We start from the raw sequence: 19,705 nt of genomic DNA, 5'->3' as shown, positions 1-19,705 counted from the left end.
GCCGCTTCTGCTTTTAGTTATTACACAGCTTGTTTCTCTTCTTCTACATCCTGTCCATCCCAACACTCCGTATTCTTTAAGCCAGGGATAGAACTTGCAAGGAAGACAGGATCCTTGCCTTGTTTCTTTTGCTTAATATAGTCTACTAAAGCTGCGTATGCAAATTTGCTAAGGAATGAGATGGCAATTACGTTTGTGAATACCATTAGTCCCATGAAGAAATCAGCTAAACTCCAAACTGTTTGAAGGGCAGCGATGGATCCGAAGAAAACCATTCCGACAACTGCAACGCGATAAATCATTAACCATGTTTTACTTTCTTTAATAAATGCGATGTTTGTTTCGCCATAATAATAGTTTCCTAGTAAGGAACTGAAAGCAAATAGGAAAATAATAATCGCTAAGAAAGTGCTTGCCCACGGTCCAATTTGTGAACTTAATGCTTGTTGTGTTAATTCAATACCTTCTAAATTTGATCCTTTGTAAAGTCCAGAACATAGTACGATAAACGCTGTTGATGTACATACTAAAAATGTATCTACGAAAACACCTAATGCTTGAACAAGTCCTTGTTTTACAGGGTGAGATACATCTGATGTTGCAGCTGCGTTAGGAGAGCTACCCATACCAGCTTCTGTTGCGAATAAACCGCGCTGAATTCCGAACTTGATTGCTGCTCCAATACCACCAGCGATGGCTTGGTCTAAACCAAATGCACTATTAAATATTTCTGTAAAAATGCTTGGTAACATATTGAAGTTTTTAATAACGACAAAAATAGCCACACCAATATAAACGATTGCCATTGGAGGAACAATCATTTCTGTAATACGTGAAATGCTCTTAATACCCCCAAAAATGATAACTGCAACTAATAAAGCTAATAGAGCTCCTACGATAGTTCGCTCTAGTCCAAAAGCATTTTCAAACGCTATCGTTACTGTATTTGCTTGTACTGAATTGAAGATTAATCCGTACGCAACTGTAATGAGAAGTGAAAACCAGATGCCCATCCAGCGTTTGTTTAACCCTTTTTCCATGTAATATGCTGGGCCACCGCGGAACCTGCTTCCATCTTTTACTTTATAAATTTGTGCGAGCGTACATTCTACAAAACTAGTAGCTGCTCCGAGAATAGCGATAAACCACATCCAAAATATTGCGCCGGGTCCACCCATTGAAATTGCTAATGCTACACCAGCTAAGTTCCCGATACCAATGCGTGCAGCGGCACTTAAGCAAAATGCTTGGAACGGAGAGATGCTATCTTTTTTCTTTTCTTTTCGATTGAATCCTTTACTAATTAAACTGACCATCTCACCGAAATGAGTAATTTGGACAAATTTCAATTTAAAAGAAAAATAAAGACCGAAGCCGATTAACATTGCAATAAGAATATATGACCATAATATATTATTCGTTACCTCAAGGAATCTGCTAAAGATATCAACCATATAATACACTTCCTTTTTTTCATAATAAGAAAATTATATGCAAAAAATATACCAGAATCAATTTTTCTAAAAAATTATGTTACTTAAATGTATTTTATGTTATGATTATGTTACATGGTAATTGTTTTTAGAATTATTCACATTTTAAAAAACAAAATTTCAAGTGAGAGAGAAGGGATAAAGTGAAAGAAGAATCTCTGTTGGAAGTAAGTCTTGAAAGTTTGAAAATGAGGAGTAATTTATTGTTACCATACATCTTCAATTATCTGTTTAGGAGCCACTTATTATTACAATAAAAGGTTTCCAAATCATAGGTATCCTGAATGGTTAGAATTTCTAAAATTGATTGGATGAATAAAAGACAGAAAAACAGAAAATTTAAATAAAAATTGTTGAGGAGGAGCTAAATATGAATATTAGAGAAAGTGAACTTCCAGGTATTGGTTATAAGTTTCAGATTGTTACGAAAGGTAACGAAAAAATGGTGATTGTCATTCATGATGATGGCCGTAGAGAAATGTATCATTTTGATTCAGACCATGAAGAAAGTATTTCTAGTATTTCACTACGTGATTCAGAGGCAAGACAAATTGCAGCAATATTAGGTGGAATGGTATATAAGCCTAGAGCATTAGAAAATGTTGAAATGGTCTTTGAAGGTTTAGCGATTGAGTGGTTCAAAGTTGAAAACAACGCTCCAGCAATCGGAAAAACAATTGGCGATCTGGAAATAAGAAAAACGTATAGCGTAACGATAATTGCAGTTATGAAAAAGAATATGAAAAAGCTATTTAATCCAGGACCAGAAACGGTAATTGAAGAAGGCGATATGCTTGTAGTTTCAGGTGAGAGAGAAGAAATTAAAAAAATTATTAATGAATTACTTTCGAATAGGGGGACTGACTAGATGGATACTTTAATTTTTGAAGTTGGTACAGCTTTAGTTTTAGTAGCAATTGCGGCGGTAATTGCTGGAAAGTTTAAATTCTCAGTAATTCCTTTTCTAATTGTTCTCGGAATGTTAGTAGGGCCGCATGCACCGACAATAGGTGTTATCGATCTCAAATTTATTGAAAGTGCAAGTGTAATTTCCTTCCTTGGACGGATTGGAGTGCTATTCCTTCTTTTCTATCTAGGATTAGAATTTTCGATGAAAAAACTAATTAAATCTGGACGCTCTATTGCGATTGGCGGAACAATTTATATTTTAATTAACTTTTCACTTGGATTATTATACGGATTTATAATGGGCTTCCCGTTACTTGAAATCTTAATTATTGCGGGTATTATTACGATTTCTTCTAGCGCTATCGTTGCTAAAGTGTTAGTGGATTTAAGAAGAACTGGTAATAATGAAACCGAATTAATTTTAGGAATTATTATGTTTGAAGATATATTCCTTGCCGTATATTTATCAGTAGTTTCTGGCTTAGTTCTTGGCGATCACGCTTCCTTCTTAGGTGCTCTTACTTCAATTGGAATCGCTTTAGGATATATGCTTCTATTCTTTATTGTTGCTAGAAAGGCAACACCGTTATTAAATAAGTTGCTGAATATTAGTTCAGATGAAATCTTTATTATTGTAGTATTTGCTTCGTTATTCTTCATTGCTGGTTTTTCAGAAACAATTCACGTTGCAGAAGCAATCGGAGCACTTCTTTTAGGATTAGTTTTCTCTGAGACAGAGCATAGTGACCGAATTGAACATCTTGTTGTTCCATTTAGAGACTTCTTCGGAGCAATTTTCTTCTTCAGTTTCGGATTAAGTATCGATCCGTTTTCATTAGGCGGGGCAATATGGTTAACGTTAGGTGCGGTCCTTCTTACAATCATCGGAAACTTTGTAGCAGGAATGATTGCAGGAAGACAAGCTGGATTATCTCATAAAGCATCAACAAATATTGGATTAACAATCGTTTCAAGGGGAGAATTCTCTATCATTATGGCCAATATCGGTATCGCCGGTGGTTTAATGTCAGTATTGAAACCATTCTCAGCATTATATGTGCTTATACTATCTATTTTAGGCCCACTTCTGACGAAAGAGTCAAAGAATGTATATGAATTTTTAAATAAAATCTTTAAGTGGGATACGAAGACCAACTAAATTTTTAAAAATAAAAGTACAAGATATTTCCTGCTTGTACTTTTATTTTTGCAATTAAAACAGTAAAGAGAGGTAAATGATGTTAGGAGAGTTGATTCATTCAGTTTTAGTTTTTTTAGAAGGACTTGGTTATTGGGGAATTATGCTTGGATTGATGTTAGAGGTTATTCCGAGTGAAATCGTATTGTCTTATGCAGGCTATTTAGTATCAACAGGAAGCATTACATTTTGGGGCGCTGTCGCGTTCGGTACAATTGGCGGTGTAATCGCACAACTATTCATTTATTGGATTGGTCGGTACGGAGGAAGACCTGTTCTTGAGCGATATGGAAAATATATTTTAATTCAGAAGAAGCATATTGATTACGCTGAAGATTGGTTTAATCGTTACGGAACTGGCGTTATCTTTACCGCACGTTTTATTCCCGTTGTGCGTCATGCTATTTCTATACCAGCGGGTATTGCAAAAATGTCGCACGCTAAGTTTATTACGCTAACTACACTAGCTGTTATTCCATGGTCAATTGTGTTTGTATATTTAGGATTTAAATTAGGATCAGAGTGGGAAAGTATTAATAAAGTAGCTGGTCCTTATGTGAAATATTTTGCACTTGCTGCTATTGTTTGCGCAATTGGTTATTTTGTACTAAAAAAAATGATGAAAAAAAAGTAATTATGGAAAAGAACCTATACTGAAATAGGTTCTTTTTATTGTCGTTTTTCAAAGTATGACAGAGTATGTTTAATATTCACCATATTGTGGCATATATATAGAAAAAGAAGGCTTGGAAAGGGGAATAAAGAGAAATGGAACTCCAGTTTCAAAATGTATATCAACAGGTGGAGAATTGGTATGTGTTGGATTCGGAGCTTCCTTGGGATGTCAAAAAGTTAAGAAATGATTTGTTTTCTCTCATTGAAGTAAGTGCAACGCCAGTTGTTTTTTGTGATACGTGTGATGCGAATGATGTACTTTTATCATTAGGAGAAGAAGAAGAGGAGTTTTTATTCCCGGTAGGTGGTTTTTATCATAAAGAAAAACAATTAATTTTCGTTTGTATGTGGGAAGAGTATGAGCAAGTACTCAAAACGCTATTGCATGAATTCAGGCATGCGATGCAGCATAAGGACGATGTACTATATGTTGGAAATGAACTATACGAAGAAAGATGGATCGAGAAAGATGCGAGGCATTTCGCGGAGAGGAAGCTAGATGAATATAAAAATAGAAATTTAATCTGAAGCATAGTGGAGAAAAAACACTGTGCTTTTATTTGTTACTAATAAAAAATAAGTAGTTGACCTTTATTAAGTTTAGTTCTAAACTAATAGTATCAAATGAGCGAGGTGATGGAATGAAAGCAGAGGAAAGGCTTGGATTACTATTATGGTTTCGTTTATCACGCTTTTATAATAGAAGTATTCGTGAGACGAATCAGCATTTGAAAAAGTGGAATATATCTGCCGCTCAGTTTGATGTATTAGTTCAAATTGGAGGACACGATCGTTTAACGCAGCAAGAGCTTGGAAATAAGTTGTTTGTTACGAAAGGAAATGTTACTCAACTTTTAAATAAGATGGAGCAACTAGATTGGATTCAGCGTGAACAAGAAGGTACCACGAAATATATTTCATTAACAGAAAAGGGAAAGGTTCTATATGAAGAAATAGTCCCGCCGCAAGAAACATTTCAAGCAGAGCAATTTGATAAGTTAAATAGAAAAGAACAAAAACAATTATTAGAATTACTGAAGAAGTTGCAGTGATAAAATTAAAAATAAATATCTCGATTTCGAGATAATATGAGGTGAAGGATATGTTTAGAAAAGTTGATCATAAAAATATGGGAAGAGCAAATCACGGCTGGTTAAATACACATTTTCATTTTTCTTTTGCAAATTATTATAATCCAAACAACATGAATTTTGGAGCAGTACGTGTTATGAATGATGATCTAATAGCGGCACAAACGGGTTTTGATATGCATCCGCACCGTGATATGGAGATTATCTCTTACGTTATAGATGGTGAATTAACACATGAAGATAGTATGGGGAACCGAGGGACAATTGAGCGTGGGCATGTTCAATATATGAGTGCAGGTACTGGTGTATTTCACAGTGAGCATAACTTAGGAAATGAAACATTACGTTTATTGCAAATTTGGATTTTACCAGACCGAGATGGTCATAAACCGAACTATGGTGAGTTTAAATTTGATTGGAGTAAACGTGAAAACGAGTGGTTCCATATGGTATCTCCTTCTGATGGAGATGCACCAATTCATATTCATCAAGATGCAAATTTATATTCTTTATTATTAGAAGCTGGTAAAGAAATTCATTTTCCTGTTAAAGAAGGACGTCAATTGTATCTTGTACAAATTGAAGGTAGCAGCGTTGTAAACGGTGAAACACTTGTAATGCGTGATGCAGCGGAGGCTGTAGAAGAAGATATTCACATTCAAGCGAAAGAGAAGTCTCACTATTTAGCAATTGAAATGAAAATACAATAAGTGAAGCTTTAATCATTGGTGGTTTTCCAGTATATAAATAGCGGAATGAAAAGTTATAGGAAAGAGGACATCGAAAAACGATGTCCTCTTTTTGGCGAGTTGAATTATCAGAAAAAACTTTCTCAATTTTTGGAAACAGGTATACGAATAAGCATTTAGAATTGTATTAAGTGTGTCAAAAATTCTTAGGGGAATGGGGAGTGTTAGATTGAAAAAGCAGGTCATTTCATCAGCATTAGCGTTAACTGTTATCGCAAGTGGGTTTGGGGCATTTGGAGCAACTACGACGAAAGCAGAAGAGCAAAAAATCCAGTATCACCAAGAGTTTAAAACACCAGCTTACATAGGTGAAGAATGGAAAGCGCCGGAAGGACTAGATAAAAAAGAGACGGTCTTTCAATATTTAGAGAGTAAAAAGGATATGTTTAAACTAGCGGGAAATATTGACAAACATTTCAATATCGTTGGTGAAGAAAAAGATGCTGAGTCTGGTACAACACATGTGAAGTTAGTTGAGAAGCATAATAACATTCCTGTGTATGGTTCAGATCAAACGGTTACGCTTGATAAAGAGAACAATGTAAAAGCATTTTTCGGACAAGTTATTCCGAGTTTAGATGATAAAAATATTCCTGCATCTGCAAGTATTAGTGCGGAACAAGCAGAAACGATTGCAAAAGCTAATATTGAGAAAGAAATTGGTCAAGTAAAGAATTATGATGGTGTGAAAAAAGATTTATATGTGTATGAAAAAGATGGTCAATACTATCTTGCATATCTTGTAAAAGCGTCGGTTTCAAAACCAGCTCCAGGATATTGGCATTACTTTGTTGATGCAACAAATGGAAATGTTATTGAGAAATATAATGCTGTAGATCACATTACTGGATTTGGCTACGGAGTATTAGGCGGTAGACAATCATTTGAAATTGCTCAAGATACGAAAACAGGAGCGTTCAACTTATTTGATGGTACACGAGGACAAGGTGTCCATACATTTGATGCAGAGAATATGGATGAAAACTGGTTTAATTTCTTCTCACAAATTCTTGGATATACAGGAGAAGAAGTTGTAAGTAAATCTAAGTTCTTTGAAGATAAAGCGGCAGTTGATGCGCATGTGAATGCAGGAAAAGTATATGATTACTATAAAAAGACATTTAACCGTAACTCTTTCGATGATAAAGGTGCGAGACTTATTTCTACTGTTCACGTAGGTGAATCTTGGAATAACGCAGCTTGGAACGGTGTTCAGATGATGTATGGTGATGGCGATGGCAAGACATTCATTCCATTATCTGCTGGACTAGATGTTATCGGTCACGAATTAACGCATGCTGTAACTGAGCATACAGCAAATCTTGTTTATAAAAATGAGTCAGGTGCGTTAAATGAATCGTTATCTGATATTATGGGTGTCATGGTTGAGAAGAAGAGTTGGGATTTAGGTGCTGACATTTATACACCTGGAAAACCTGGTGATGCACTTCGTTCACTGAAAGATCCAGCATCTATTCCAAACCCATTAAAACCAGGTGAAGGTTACCCAGATCATTACAATAAACGCTATACTGGAACAGCTGATAATGGCGGCGTTCATATTAACAGTAGTATTAACAATAAAGCTGCGTATTTAGTATCTGAGGGTGGTACGCATTACAATGTGAAAGTAACTGGAGTGGGCCGTGAAGCAACAGAAAAAATTTACTACCGTGCTCTTACAAAATATTTAACTGCAAACTCTGACTTTAAAATGATGCGTCAAGCTGCACTTCAATCAGCAGAAGATTTATATGGTAAAAACTCTAAAGCTGTACAAGCCGTAACGAAAGCTTATGATGCTGTAGGAGTAAAATAATAAGAGAAAAAGACCTGACTGGCTTGTCAGGTCTTTTCCCTATTTAGTCACGAATACCTAATGCGATTTTCGCCATACGTGACATACGTTCTTTTGTCCATGGCGGATTCCATACAACGTTTACTTCTATTTCATTTACTTCGGGTACGTTCGTTGATAATATTTTTTTAACGTCTGACACGATTTGCCCGGCCATGGGACAACCGATAGAAGTCATTGTCATTGTAATGACAGCATTATTATTTTCATCTGCTGTAACGTCATAAACTAATCCGAGGTTGATAATATCAACACCTAACTCAGGGTCAATAACAGCTTCTAAGTTGGCATATAACTTTTCTTCAAATGCTTGTTGTGACATGTGTAGCACCCCCTAAATATTAATGATATCGATTCTCATTATAACGGATATGCGGGATAAGTGCAGGAAATGAGCTCAAAAAAATATTCCTCCCTGAGAGAGGAATATTTTTTTGAAAAGCTATTCAGTTTTAAAATGAGATACAAGGTGATCTAATTCCTCAACCGTTTGTTTCATTTGTTTTGCAGTGAGAGTCATTTCATTCATCACGATGACTTTCTGTTCAGCAAACTGTGCTGTTGCGACAGTCTCACTTGAAACTTCATTAGAAATTGAAGCGATGTTATTAAGTGAAGCATTCATTTCTTCAGCACTTGCGGCCATTTCTTCAGCAGTTGCTGATATGTCTTGGATTTGAGTAGATACTGTATTCACTTGACCGACAATTGTTGTGAAAGAAGAGCCTGCTTCACGAATGACATTAATACCTTCAGATGCTTCAGAGCGACCTTGAGACATCATAGAGCTAGCAGTTTCTGTATCATTTTGAATTTGATGAAGCAATTGGTTAATATCTGTTGCCGCTGTTTTTGATTGTTCAGCAAGTTTACGAACTTCATCAGCTACGACAGCAAATCCTTTTCCTTGTTCACCAGCACGAGCCGCTTCAATAGAAGCGTTTAAAGCAAGTAGATTTGTTTGTTCAGCGATACTGGAAATAGATTGTACAGCTGCATCAATATATTTTGTATGAGTGATTAGACGTTCGACCACTTCTGATGTAGCATTTACAGCTTCGTGAATCGTCGTCATTTGTGAAATAGATTTTTGAATAACGATACTTCCATCGTTAGCGTGTTCTGACGTGGCTACAGCTAGTTCGGCTACAGAAGAAGCAGATTCTGCAATGCGCTGAACACTCAATGCCATATCATCCATGGCAGTCGAGCTTTCTTCCATACTAGAAGTTTGTGATTGGATGCTGGCATTTAAATTGGACATCGAGCTTTGAACTTTTATTGTTGCATCACGCGATGTATTGGTCTTTTCTAGCATATTTTCAGAAGCATTTTGTACTTCCACAGAAGTTTTTTGAACACGATTAATGATGTGCTGTAAGTTTTCTAACATGTTATTAAAGGATGTGGCAATTGCACCGATTTCATCATTGCTATTTACTTGTAGACGTGCTGTTAAATCACCTTCTTGAGAAGCTAATTCTTTTAATTTCGTATCAATTTGTTCAATTGGTTTAACAAGCTTACCAGAGAACCACCATGCAAGAATGAGTGCAACAATAATACATATAACAAGTGATAAGAAAATAATATATTCAATTAGCAGTGAAGATTGATCAATTTTTGCAATGGATTGTTCACGTAACTTAGCTTGTTCATTGCTATAGTTTGTGAAATCACCAATAACTTTATAAACAGTACCATTTTCTGAAGAAGCAAGTTGTAATGCTTCTTCCCATTTTTGTTCTTTTGCAAGAGAGAAAACCTTTTCTTCAACAAATTTTCTCCAAGTAGAGCCGAGTTCCATAGTATTTTTTACAGATTGGGCTACGTTAGGGTTAGAAAGAAGTTGTGCTTTATTATCTTCAAGAAGCTTACTCATTTCATGAAACTTGTCTAATTCGACTTGATCGTGTTGCAGTAAATAACCTCTTAAAGCTGAAAGTTGTACCTGATACGCGTCTCCACGTTCTTTTAATTCTGTTGCGAGAGGGGAAATATCTTTTTGTAGTGTTTCAGCCTTATGAGATTGGTCAACAGCAAAGAATAAAATAAAAGCTAATGCGATGCCAAATAAAGCGCAAATCGTTCCCATCATGAACAGAATTTTTTTTCTAATGCTCATAAAATTCATATGATCAAAAAGCCTCCTTTTTAAAATCTTAGTATTAGAATTAACTCATATAATGAATTAAAAGAAAGCCTTACTCCTAAAGGAACAAAGCTTTCTTCTTTCCTTTAGGCATTATAGCAGACAGAGGAAGAGAGAGAAAGATATATTTTAAAGTGAAAAAAGAGGGCTGAAAAGTCATCCCTCTTTATCATGAAGTTTGTTCAATGAAAATTATAGAAGATAATAGAAAGGTGCAGATAAGTAGAAGTGAATGTTATTAAAATGGATATATTTATATATCAAAAATTCTTAAATAAAAATAAGAAATACTATTGTAATTCGAAATAACATCCTGTATACTTCTAATTAGTTGATAACGATTATCACTATCAACTGAAACATTACTCTTCGTTATGTTGGTCATACCCCTTTTTGACGACGTAAGTCAGAGACGAATGTTGAAATATCTTGTGTCCTATTCTACAGAATTATGGTAATCTCCAACCTCAACTTATATGCGTAAGCATGCAAAAAAAGGATCCTATCCGTGAAGGGATCCTTTTTTGCATGTTGTCGCAATTAATGTATATAGACCGGGTATACGTTCTTCAATTCCTTCGGGTGAAGTAGAAGGGAAGACCCATCGTTGATGAGGCCCGTGTTCTTCAGTTAGTTTTTCAATTTTGAAATGTTCTTCCGCGAGTGTTGTAATAATTTCTCCTAACGTCCAGCGATGGATGGTTGTTTTCGGTAAAGACTCTTTTTGCGCTTCTGTAAGAAGAGTACTGTAAGCAACATCATCTTCAATCAGTTCTTCATCGAAATAATTTCCACTCGCTCGAAATGATGGATGATTCACACCTAATAATTTGGTGTAAACGGGATGATAATCACGAAGGATAAGCATTCCATCTTGTTTAAGTAAGTTAGCAATTTTTTGAAAGAGTGGTTGTAAGTCTAAGAAGTAATGAAGTACACCAAGTTCTAGTAATACAATATCAAATGTTTGTGGGAGATTTATATCTAGTACATCAGAAACGATATACTGAATAGAGACTCCAGCAGCCTCGGCTAGTTCGGTTGCGTATTTTTCATTACTTGCTGAAATGTCTACAACGGTTATATCGGCTCCTAAAAGAGCAAGAGCAACTGCTTTGTTACCTTTTGATCCGAGTAAATTAATAATACGCTTTCCTTTTGGAGATTGTATGTAAGGCAAATAGTAGGAGACTTCATGAACAGGATCTTGCATGAGTTTTTTTGCATATTCTGTCGGTGTGCCGTGACGATTCGTCCAAGCTTCATAGGCAGCTGCATTCCAGCTTCTTTCATTAATAGTACTTAGTTGCTTTTGATTCAATTTTATCACTCCTTTTGTGAACGTATAGTTATTCGGCAGGAGGATGGGATTTCCTTTTCTGTTTAGGCTAAATTTTGATTTTACATGGCAAGATGAAGCCCAAAGGAAAAGACCTTTCAAGTAAATGAAAGGTCTTTTGTTATGCACTATGCACACTATTATGTTTCCTTTCCTTCCTAGCCGTAAGCAGTTGCGGTGTGAAAATCCCAATCAATATAAAGATAATTCCAAGCCACTGCATTAGCGTTACCACTTCATGAACAAGTGTAATAGAAGCGATAATTGCTGTTGGTAATTCAGCTGCACCTAATATTGTACCAAGTCCTGTTCCGACTTTTGGTACACCAATTGAAAAACAAATGACAGGTATAATCACCCCGAACAGTCCAAGGAAGAAAGCATATTTCCATAGGCCTGCTTGTAAAGCGCCGTCCGTTAAAAAGGTAGGCGGGAAAAATAAGCATACAATAAGAGTAGCACTCGTTGTCATAAGAAAGCTTTTCGTATAAGGCGGAACATCTGTAGCGACGCGCCCACTTGCAAATACATAGAATGAGAAAGAGACGGCAGCTAATAGCCCGAAGATAATACCTTTCGTCGAAAAGTTTTGTCCAAGACCTTCAAATACTCCACCAGCAAACAATGTACCAGTAAATAAAATAATAATAGATATAACTTTCTCGCGGCTTGGGAATGTTCGATTAGCAATCGCTTCGATGACTACACCAATCCAAGTGAACTGAAAGAGTAAAACGACAGCGATAGAGGCTGGTAGTTCTTCTACAGAAATAGCGTAGAAAATCCCAGTCATACTCATAGTTGTTCCGACTGTTAGTAATGAAAAGAATTGCTTTTTTGTTACTTTATGACGGGAAAAGAAAAGAACGAGTAAAAGGAGTCCAATCCATCCGAAGACATACTGTCCTCCTAATAGTTGATGTGCTGAAAATCCGTCAATGAATCCGAGTTTAAAAATAGTTGAAAGTACGCCATAGCTACAAGCGCCGAGTAAAACTAGTAATGAATACTTAAATTTCTCCATGAGAAAACCTCCTTATATAAAGTGAAACTTTAATCAGTGGGGGGGTTGCTCATCCCCACTGATTAGTAGTCCACACCAATCGAGTTACCCACAAATAGCGGGATAAATAATAAAAAAACGCCCGTTATCCTAATAAGGACAACGGGCGAACGAAACAGAGTACGAGACTCTACAAAATTCCGCCACTCATACGAAGTATGAGTTTGGGGTATGAGATTATAGTAGTAGGTTACATTGCTTTCGGAAAGACAATTGAGCATTTTACACCTTGAGGTGTGTTTTGTATTCCATAAGGAAACTGATGTTTATCTAGTATTTGTTTTACAATATATAATCCAAGACCGCTACCTTGTACTAAACCGTTGTTTCCAGGATTAGCGCGATAAAAAGGCTCAAATAAATGAGCGAGTTTGTCCTCATCAATTTGTGAACCTGTATTTAATACTTCTAATGCGTAACCGTTCGGTTTTTCATAAAGTTTTATATATACATGCTGATGATCGATTGTATAGTGAATTGCATTTGAAATAATGTTAAAAATAGCAGTTTGAATAAATTTAGAATCAGCTAAAATCTGTACGTCTTGTTTAATATTAGATTGAACATTTAATTGTTTTACAGATATAAAATAATCTACTTTCTTCATAACGTCCTCAATGATATTAGATAGTGAAATAACTTCTAAATTCGGTTTGAATTGAGGGTTTTGCATTTTGGATAATTCTGACATCTTTTCCGTTAATACGTTAATATCCTGCATCATCTCGTAGGAACGTTTTAAGTATTTATCTCTATCTTTGTAAGCACCGATTCCGTGAATCATGCCATCTAGTTGTCCCATAACGGCTGCGATAGGTGTTTTTAATTCATGGGATACCATAGACATAAATTCTTTGCGAGATTGTTCTAATTGTTGTTCTTTCTTGAGCTCATTTCGTAAATCTTTATTTGTTTCATGTAGATTCTTCACAATGGTTGGGACTTGTGAAGCGGCTACTTGCAAATTAAAATCTGTTTGATCTGTATTTTTGCTAGGTGATTGTTTATCTGAAAAGTCCAGATTTATAATATCTTTTAAAGTATCACTCATATATTGAAAAGGTTTGGCAATTAGTTTGGTATAAACTAAAGAACCGAGCAGCGATAATGCAAGCATTGTTGCACCAATATTTGGAGCTAATTGTTGCAAGGCATCTGCTAAACTTGGATTATCATGTGTTTCGTTTGTTTTCTTTGCTGCATTTTGTGTATGTAAGGAATCAGTGTTATCGGCTGTGTTGTCCGCTTTAGTATGTGATTCAGTTTTGTTACTTTTCCCAGAAAGATTTGCTGTATTCTCTTTTGCTTTTGTAGTTTGGCTAGGTTGCAAAAGATGATTAATAGCCGTAGAGAGTGATTTGAAATCTATAATAGATGACTGGAAATTTGAGATGCTACCCTCTGAAACAACTTTATTCCGTTCTCTTTTATTTTGTTCGTTTTTCGGAACTGAATCCGCATGTTCTGCAGTTTGAGTTTCAGAGTTTTTCGCATAACGCCCTTTATCATAGTTTAAAGCTAGAAAATAAATGATTTGATAAAGACAAATTGATAAAAGAACACAAAACAATAGGGTTTTGATGAAAATATTTTTGGTGATGTTATCCTTGCTATGCTTCGATTTTGTAGCCAATGCCTTTCACCGTTTTAATATAAGTAATCCCTAATTTTTTCCTTAAATTTTTAATATGTGTATCTATAACTCTTACATCACCATAATGTTCATAGCCCCATACCTTATTTAACAAATCACTTCTTGATAATACTTTTCCTCGATTTTGTAACAACGTATATATAATCTCAAACTCTTTAGTTGTTAGTTCAATTTGATTACCATGAACATAAGCTGCATATGCTGTAGAATTTAACATCAATTCATGGAATTGTAGTATAGTTGCAGTTTCGGCTTCCTTCGTTGTTGTCCTTCTTAATACAGCTTCTACGCGTTTAATAAATACCGTGTAATGGAACGGTTTCGTAATATAGTCATCAACGCCCAACTCAAACCCTTTAATTTCACTCTCTTCATTATGTAAGCCTGTTAACATAATGATTGGTACATCAGACTGTCCTCGCATAATTTTACAAATACTATAACCATCTATATCTGGTAACATTACATCAAGGAGGACAAGGTCGTATGAATTTTTTTGGAAAAGAAGAATCCCCTCCGTTCCAGCGCCAACCACATCAACGGTAAAATTTTGGGCAGTTAAAAATTCACGAATAAGTTCTTGTATATCTGGGTTGTCTTCAATCACCAGTATATGCGTCATAGTAACACCTCCTAAATAACGCTTTTTACTGCAATATTCGAATTCATCATTTTTCGGATGACTCAAGTTGTATATACATATAATAAGCCCCCGCTATAAAATAATCATAAAAGTAGCAAGGGGAATTGTTTATTGGACTGAATATTTCAGGATCACAGTAGTTCTATTATAGTATGCAGTGTGAAATTTATAAAATATTATAACTGTATAATTTTAATATCCATGTTTATTAATGTTTATATGCTATTTAGTGCAGTCTACTTTCATTATATATGCAAGTAGAGTTGTTTAGCTACTGTAAATGAATAAATAAAATAAGCCAAGATATAAAATTCTTGGCTACATGTAAATCTTGTTCATAGGTTATTTTACAGTGACAGTGGCACGTTCGTGAATACGTTCAAATAACCAATGTATATCATTGTTATACATGCGAATACAGCCAAGTGTTGTAGCTTTGCCAATCGCTTGATTATTGTTAGTCCCATGAATCGCATACGTTGTTCCGTATGTTCCTGCCATATTTAATCCGAGCCAACGGTCACCAAGTGGGTTACGTGGATCGCCGCCTTTAATATGTCTTTTATAATAAGGACGGTTTTTAATTTTATTTACTACTTGAAAAGTACCTTTAGGTGTAGGTGTTGCTGTTTTGCCAGTAGCGACAGTGAAGCTTTTTATAAACTTCCCATTTTGATAGAAATCCATTTTATTTAATTTCGTGTCAATGATAAGTTGTTCGTTAGTTGAAGCCGCTTCCACAGACATATATGGAACAGCTAAAAAACCTAATGACAACATTATAGTTAATAGTAATTTTTTCATTATATTCTCCTTTTACTATTTTAATAGTATTACATACAATGAATTTGTAATACTCGTAATGCTTGATGTACGTTTTCATTTAGTGATTCAAAAAAAGTGGTGATTTTTGTATTATGTTTGTTGTTTTTATCAATAAGTAATCTTTCATTTAGTAAAAGCTCACCGTGTAGTCCAAAGCTTTGTACTTGAATGTTCATTTCATCTTCTGTTGTAGAAATGATAGGTAAGAAATAATGAAACGCTTTCGTTGGAATGATGTAACTTTTTCCAATCATGCTTTCGTGATTAGAATTAATCCATTTTTTCGTGACAATCTTAATATTCTTTTTAGAAATGATAAAGGATAGAGTTGTAGATTTTGTTAAACTTACGTCAAATTCATTTGTTTCACATATGTGTAAATTAAAAATCGTTTCATTTGGATGAGATTCAATATTGGTATTAATAAAATCGTGCATTTTATAAGCTTCCATTCTTATTCTCCCTTTTTTCATTTTCAGAAAGCGATTTATATTTATTCAATTTAATGTTTAGGTAATATAGTAGTAAAAGTTTTCAACAAATTCCGATATAATCTTACAATACATATATGAAGCTAATATGAAGTTAGTATGAGTTTGTTATGGTTTTTTATAGAGAACAAAATGAGGTGGTTTCCGAGTGCTTAAAACTGGATAAAATTTGTATGTTAATGTCCCTAGTCATTGTAATAGATAGGTGTCATCCCGTTTTAAAACAATAATTTATATAATTAAATAAAGAACAGAAAACTTTAGCATGAGCCTTACAAAAATGTAATAAAAATGTAAGCTATTGTGATAGTTATTTCGACAATTTTTTTATACAATAATAGTAACAAGTTGTAAGTGAATGAAAGGGGAGATGACATGGAATGGGTTCATGAATTATTTCAGCAATACGGGTATTATGTTGTACTTGTAGGATTGCTGTTAGAATATATCGCACTTCCGTTTCCGGGAGAGCCAACATTAGCATATGCGGGGTTTTTAGCACAGCAGGGTGATTTAAGTTTACCTATTTTAATTATTTTATCCTTTATTGGAACGAGTGTAGGAATGACGATCCAATACTTTTTAGGGAATAAGCTTGGTATGCCTTTTGTTCAAAAATACGGAAAGTACGTATTTTTAACACAAAGAAAAATTGATTTAACGAGAATGTGGTTCGATAAGTATGGATATTTTCTAATCTTTATCGGCTTCTTTATTCCTGGTGTACGTCATTTTACAGGATACTTTGCAGGTATCATTAACTTACCGTTTCGCCGCTTTGCGATTACAATTTATTCAGGTGCTTTATTCTGGGTGTCGTTCTTCTTAATCGGTGGCTACTGGTTAGGTGGTAACTTACATGATATTTTCGGATTACTGGAAGATCATATCGGTAAAATCATTTTCGGAGTCATTGTCATTGTAGCAATTACGTTAAGCATTCGTTTCCGCAAACAACTAAAACGAGTATTCTTACAAAACGCAAGTTAATATGGAATCCATTCTATGTCAAATTTTAGGGAGGCAGTGCAAAAGCACCGCCTTTTTTATTTTATTTTCCAGTTTGCTTTTATTTTCCCCTCGATATCGTAACCGGTCACTACTATATAATATGTTCCCGTTTTACTAGGTGAAAGTTCGGAAGTATCGTTGCTTAGTATGGACATAGGTTCATATTTATTAAATTCACTAGAAAAGCCAGTTAAGTATTCGGAAGTTTTAAATAATTTCATATCACTTCCTATAAAGAAAAATAACAAAAAGGAGAGAACATGCCGCTGAAAATTTAATAAGAGCGTAAGGGAAGACCATTTTTTTATCCATGAGACACCTCAATTATGTAGTTCTTAAAAATTGTTATATACGTTATGTCTAGTGTAATATATATGCATTTTTGACATGTATCTACGTCAAAATGACAATGATAATTGACATCCGACAGGATATTATTTACAATTCTAATTAAATAAAAGAAAAAGAGGTAAAATATGAAGCTTCAAAATCGGGTGAGAGAATTTCGAGCAAAGCATCGTTTATCACAAGGTGAGTTAGGTAAAGCGATTGGCTCATCACGGCAAACCATTAGTTTAATTGAGCGTGGGGATTATGCGCCATCTATTGTGTTATCGCTAAAAATCGCACAAATTTTTGGAGCGCCGGTGGAGGAGATATTTATGTTAGTGGAGGGGGAAGATGGAGATGGGGAGTAAGAGGAATGGGAAAATGACGGCTCTATTGAAGTTGTTAGTAGGAGCAATTTTTGGTGGGTTTATAGGGTATGTAGTAGGGGATATTGCTACAGCTGGTACTAGCAAAATATCTCCTGTTATTAGCATTATTATGATGAGTGTATTCGGTATAGCGGCTATGTATTATATTTGGAAGCGTACAAGAGCGCTCGCACAAACAAAAGATGAAGAGGAAAATGTTAAAGGACGAAGATTAGGAATAGTACTTATTTATCTTCGAATAATGGAAATTGTTATTCCATCATGGTTTGTTTGCTCAGTTATCGCTTTTTACCGAACGTATACAGGTGAGGGGAACTTGTTCTTTGTTAGTGTAAGTACAGTGGCATCTGCAGTATGCTTTATTGCTATAACTTGGTTAGGATTTGCAATGAAGAAAAGGTATAACAATCTATATCCAGAACAGAGTGTCACGTATTCTCAGTCAATGGAAATGTGGGCGAAGAATGCAGATGAAGGGCAACAGCAAATCGTTCATGAAGCCGGATATAAGGCATATCAATATACAAATATGACGCTTGTTTGTGCGTGGTTTGCGGCGATTGCGTATGCACTTTTAGACGGAAAAGATTTCTTTATGGTCATTATGATTTCGTTCGTTTGGGTATTACATGTTGGAACGTATATGTATGAAATGCATAAAAAGATGATTTATTAAGGGGAGAAAAGCGTTGGACATTTTAAGAAGACCTGCTTTTTCAATGTTCGTGGCCTTCGTTTGCTCTGTTTTATATGGGTTCATTCGAATAGAAAAAGTACAGGTAATTATAGAAATGTGGGCCTTTTTTGGGATTGCATTGCTAGTGTTAGCTATTCATGAATTAGGGCATGTAATATGTGGCTTGATAGTCGGTTTGAAATTTAAGTTTATGACAGTAGGGCCTATTACTGTTCAAAAAGAAAAGGGGAAAATACGAATTCGAGAAAATAAAATATGGATGTATGTTGGTGGCGTTGCAATGTTAGTGCCGCCTTCCACACAAACACCGAACCTTTCAAGAAAATGGGCATGGATGACTTTAAGCGGACCGTTAACGAGTTTCATATTTGGCATTGTATCAGGTTACATATATATGGTGAGTTATTACCACATGCTTTTATACTTTTCTGTGTTACACCTTGCAATCTTTGTCGTCACAGCAATTCCAATTAAGGGAACACTATTAAGCGATGGCATGCAATTCCTCATTTTAATTAAAGATGATGAAAAGGCTAGAGAGCATTTATACACGATTCAAGTATCGAGTGAGTTATTTAGTTACAAAAGACCGAAAGATTGGAATGAGAGATTAATAGAACTTAGTGAGGAAAAATTAAAAGAGGATAAAAGTATAAGCGAGATAATGAGTGGACTTATGCTCGTCTTTTATGCTCGAGCTGATCAAGAGGGAATGGAAAGGGCGATACCGTATGTAGAACAAATTGTTCAACTGCCTGTAACGAAAGAAAATAAATTTTTCGTTAGTAGCTTTCATAGTTGGTACCTTTTATATAAAGTACTGTATCAGGAGGAAAGTCTTTCCCTGCAAGAAGCGAAGGAACATGCAAAGGCAATTACAAAAATGGACTTAAATGGGTATTACCGCACACAAGGAATTGTTAAATATTTAGAGAGTGATTTAGAAGCTTCACGCACTTATATGAGGAAAGCTGATAAAGAATTGAAGAGCACTGAGAAGAGTGAAATAGGATATTTACAATTAGAGAGAGAATGGTTTGAGCAGCTACAGGAGAGGGTATCTTACGATGGGTGAGGTATCCTCTTTTCTATATGTAACTTTATGCCGTTCCGTAAAAAGCTTTGGGCGAGTAAAATG

The 19,705-nt window shown here is 35.1% G+C and carries 21 protein-coding genes; 11 read left to right on the top strand and 10 right to left on the bottom strand.

Annotated features, from left to right (window positions below; translation table 11 throughout):
- Window positions 1–20: 20 nt before the first annotated feature.
- A complete protein-coding gene (locus QUF93_RS26600; protein WP_289360715.1) occupies window positions 21–1,454 on the bottom strand; it encodes an alanine/glycine:cation symporter family protein in 1,434 nt (477 codons plus the stop codon).
- Window positions 1,455–1,863: 409 nt separating this feature from the next.
- Here QUF93_RS26600 and QUF93_RS26595 point away from each other — a divergent pair, with 409 nt between their 5' ends.
- The 7 genes from QUF93_RS26595 to QUF93_RS26565 all read left to right on the top strand — a co-directional run bounded on the left by QUF93_RS26595 (window position 1,864) and on the right by QUF93_RS26565 (window position 7,934).
- The gene (locus QUF93_RS26595) at window positions 1,864–2,361 is read left to right on the top strand and encodes a cation:proton antiporter regulatory subunit (protein ID WP_002124154.1); all 498 of its coding nucleotides are present in this window, start codon (window positions 1,864–1,866) and stop codon (window positions 2,359–2,361) included.
- A complete protein-coding gene (locus QUF93_RS26590) occupies window positions 2,362–3,561 on the top strand; it encodes a cation:proton antiporter (protein ID WP_289360714.1) in 1,200 nt (399 codons plus the stop codon).
- Window positions 3,562–3,640: 79 nt separating this feature from the next.
- A complete protein-coding gene (gene uptA / locus QUF93_RS26585) occupies window positions 3,641–4,234 on the top strand; it encodes an undecaprenyl phosphate transporter UptA (protein WP_060632800.1) in 594 nt (197 codons plus the stop codon).
- Between the two features lie 134 nt (window positions 4,235–4,368).
- Complete coding sequence (locus QUF93_RS26580; RefSeq protein WP_002124156.1) at window positions 4,369–4,803, top strand: DUF3920 family protein; 435 nt, start codon at window positions 4,369–4,371, stop codon at window positions 4,801–4,803.
- Window positions 4,804–4,916: 113 nt separating this feature from the next.
- Window positions 4,917–5,327, top strand: coding sequence for a MarR family winged helix-turn-helix transcriptional regulator (locus QUF93_RS26575; protein WP_002124157.1), 411 nt, complete (start codon window positions 4,917–4,919; stop codon window positions 5,325–5,327).
- A gap of 50 nt (window positions 5,328–5,377) precedes the next feature.
- On the top strand, window positions 5,378–6,076 hold the full coding sequence (locus tag QUF93_RS26570; RefSeq protein WP_289360713.1) for a pirin family protein: 699 nt from the start codon (window positions 5,378–5,380) through the stop codon (window positions 6,074–6,076).
- Between the two features lie 208 nt (window positions 6,077–6,284).
- Window positions 6,285–7,934, top strand: coding sequence for a M4 family metallopeptidase (locus tag QUF93_RS26565; protein WP_002124159.1), 1,650 nt, complete (start codon window positions 6,285–6,287; stop codon window positions 7,932–7,934).
- A gap of 43 nt (window positions 7,935–7,977) precedes the next feature.
- Here QUF93_RS26565 and QUF93_RS26560 read toward each other — a convergent pair whose 3' ends face one another.
- The 8 genes from QUF93_RS26560 to QUF93_RS26525 all read right to left on the bottom strand — a co-directional run bounded on the left by QUF93_RS26560 (window position 7,978) and on the right by QUF93_RS26525 (window position 16,101).
- A complete protein-coding gene (locus tag QUF93_RS26560; protein WP_002124161.1) occupies window positions 7,978–8,295 on the bottom strand; it encodes a metal-sulfur cluster assembly factor in 318 nt (105 codons plus the stop codon).
- Window positions 8,296–8,415: 120 nt separating this feature from the next.
- A complete protein-coding gene (locus tag QUF93_RS26555) occupies window positions 8,416–10,107 on the bottom strand; it encodes a methyl-accepting chemotaxis protein (protein WP_289375871.1) in 1,692 nt (563 codons plus the stop codon).
- Window positions 10,108–10,627: 520 nt separating this feature from the next.
- Window positions 10,628–11,446 (bottom strand): class I SAM-dependent methyltransferase, encoded by an 819-nt coding sequence (locus tag QUF93_RS26550; RefSeq protein ID WP_289360711.1) that lies wholly within the window; start codon window positions 11,444–11,446, stop codon window positions 10,628–10,630.
- Window positions 11,447–11,585: 139 nt separating this feature from the next.
- Window positions 11,586–12,488: an EamA family transporter gene (locus QUF93_RS26545; protein WP_289360710.1), complete on the bottom strand. Its 903-nt coding sequence runs from the start codon at window positions 12,486–12,488 to the stop codon at window positions 11,586–11,588.
- A 229-nt stretch (window positions 12,489–12,717) separates the two neighbouring features.
- The gene (locus tag QUF93_RS26540; protein ID WP_289360709.1) at window positions 12,718–14,160 is read right to left on the bottom strand and encodes a sensor histidine kinase; all 1,443 of its coding nucleotides are present in this window, start codon (window positions 14,158–14,160) and stop codon (window positions 12,718–12,720) included.
- Window positions 14,138–14,803: a response regulator transcription factor gene (locus QUF93_RS26535; RefSeq protein ID WP_002124171.1), complete on the bottom strand. Its 666-nt coding sequence runs from the start codon at window positions 14,801–14,803 to the stop codon at window positions 14,138–14,140. The genes QUF93_RS26540 and QUF93_RS26535 overlap by 23 nt, the downstream gene beginning before the upstream one ends.
- A 363-nt stretch (window positions 14,804–15,166) precedes the next feature.
- Window positions 15,167–15,628 carry a L,D-transpeptidase gene (locus QUF93_RS26530; RefSeq protein WP_289360708.1) on the bottom strand — a complete coding sequence of 154 codons (462 nt, stop codon included), beginning with the start codon at window positions 15,626–15,628 and terminating at the stop codon, window positions 15,167–15,169.
- 29 nt (window positions 15,629–15,657) lie between these two features.
- Entirely contained in the window at window positions 15,658–16,101 is a 444-nt protein-coding gene (locus QUF93_RS26525) for a DUF3978 family protein (protein ID WP_289360707.1), read from the bottom strand.
- Between the two features lie 414 nt (window positions 16,102–16,515).
- On the opposite strand from QUF93_RS26525, the gene QUF93_RS26520 reads away from it, so the two are divergent.
- On the top strand, window positions 16,516–17,130 hold the full coding sequence (locus QUF93_RS26520; protein ID WP_289360706.1) for a DedA family protein: 615 nt from the start codon (window positions 16,516–16,518) through the stop codon (window positions 17,128–17,130).
- Between the two features lie 56 nt (window positions 17,131–17,186).
- Here QUF93_RS26520 and QUF93_RS26515 read toward each other — a convergent pair whose 3' ends face one another.
- Complete coding sequence (locus tag QUF93_RS26515) at window positions 17,187–17,372, bottom strand: hypothetical protein (RefSeq protein WP_289360705.1); 186 nt, start codon at window positions 17,370–17,372, stop codon at window positions 17,187–17,189.
- Between the two features lie 255 nt (window positions 17,373–17,627).
- On the opposite strand from QUF93_RS26515, the gene QUF93_RS26510 reads away from it, so the two are divergent.
- From QUF93_RS26510 to QUF93_RS26500, 3 genes are read left to right on the top strand one after another with little or no spacing between them, the layout of a single operon-like run.
- Window positions 17,628–17,849, top strand: a complete 222-nt coding sequence (locus tag QUF93_RS26510) for a helix-turn-helix transcriptional regulator (RefSeq protein ID WP_000776149.1) — start codon at window positions 17,628–17,630, stop codon at window positions 17,847–17,849.
- Window positions 17,833–18,546 carry a DUF3169 family protein gene (locus QUF93_RS26505; protein ID WP_289360704.1) on the top strand — a complete coding sequence of 238 codons (714 nt, stop codon included), beginning with the start codon at window positions 17,833–17,835 and terminating at the stop codon, window positions 18,544–18,546. Before QUF93_RS26510 ends, QUF93_RS26505 begins: the two co-directional genes overlap by 17 nt.
- 13 nt (window positions 18,547–18,559) lie before the next feature.
- Window positions 18,560–19,642 carry a M50 family metallopeptidase gene (locus tag QUF93_RS26500; protein ID WP_289360703.1) on the top strand — a complete coding sequence of 361 codons (1,083 nt, stop codon included), beginning with the start codon at window positions 18,560–18,562 and terminating at the stop codon, window positions 19,640–19,642.
- Window positions 19,643–19,705: the final 63 nt, after the last annotated feature.

This window comes from Bacillus hominis, assembly GCF_030348325.1.
GTDB classification, from domain to species: domain Bacteria; phylum Bacillota; class Bacilli; order Bacillales; family Bacillaceae_G; genus Bacillus_A; species Bacillus_A hominis.
The sequence above is the reverse complement of the archived record's forward strand: the minus strand, read 5'-3'. Positions and strand labels throughout refer to the sequence as shown.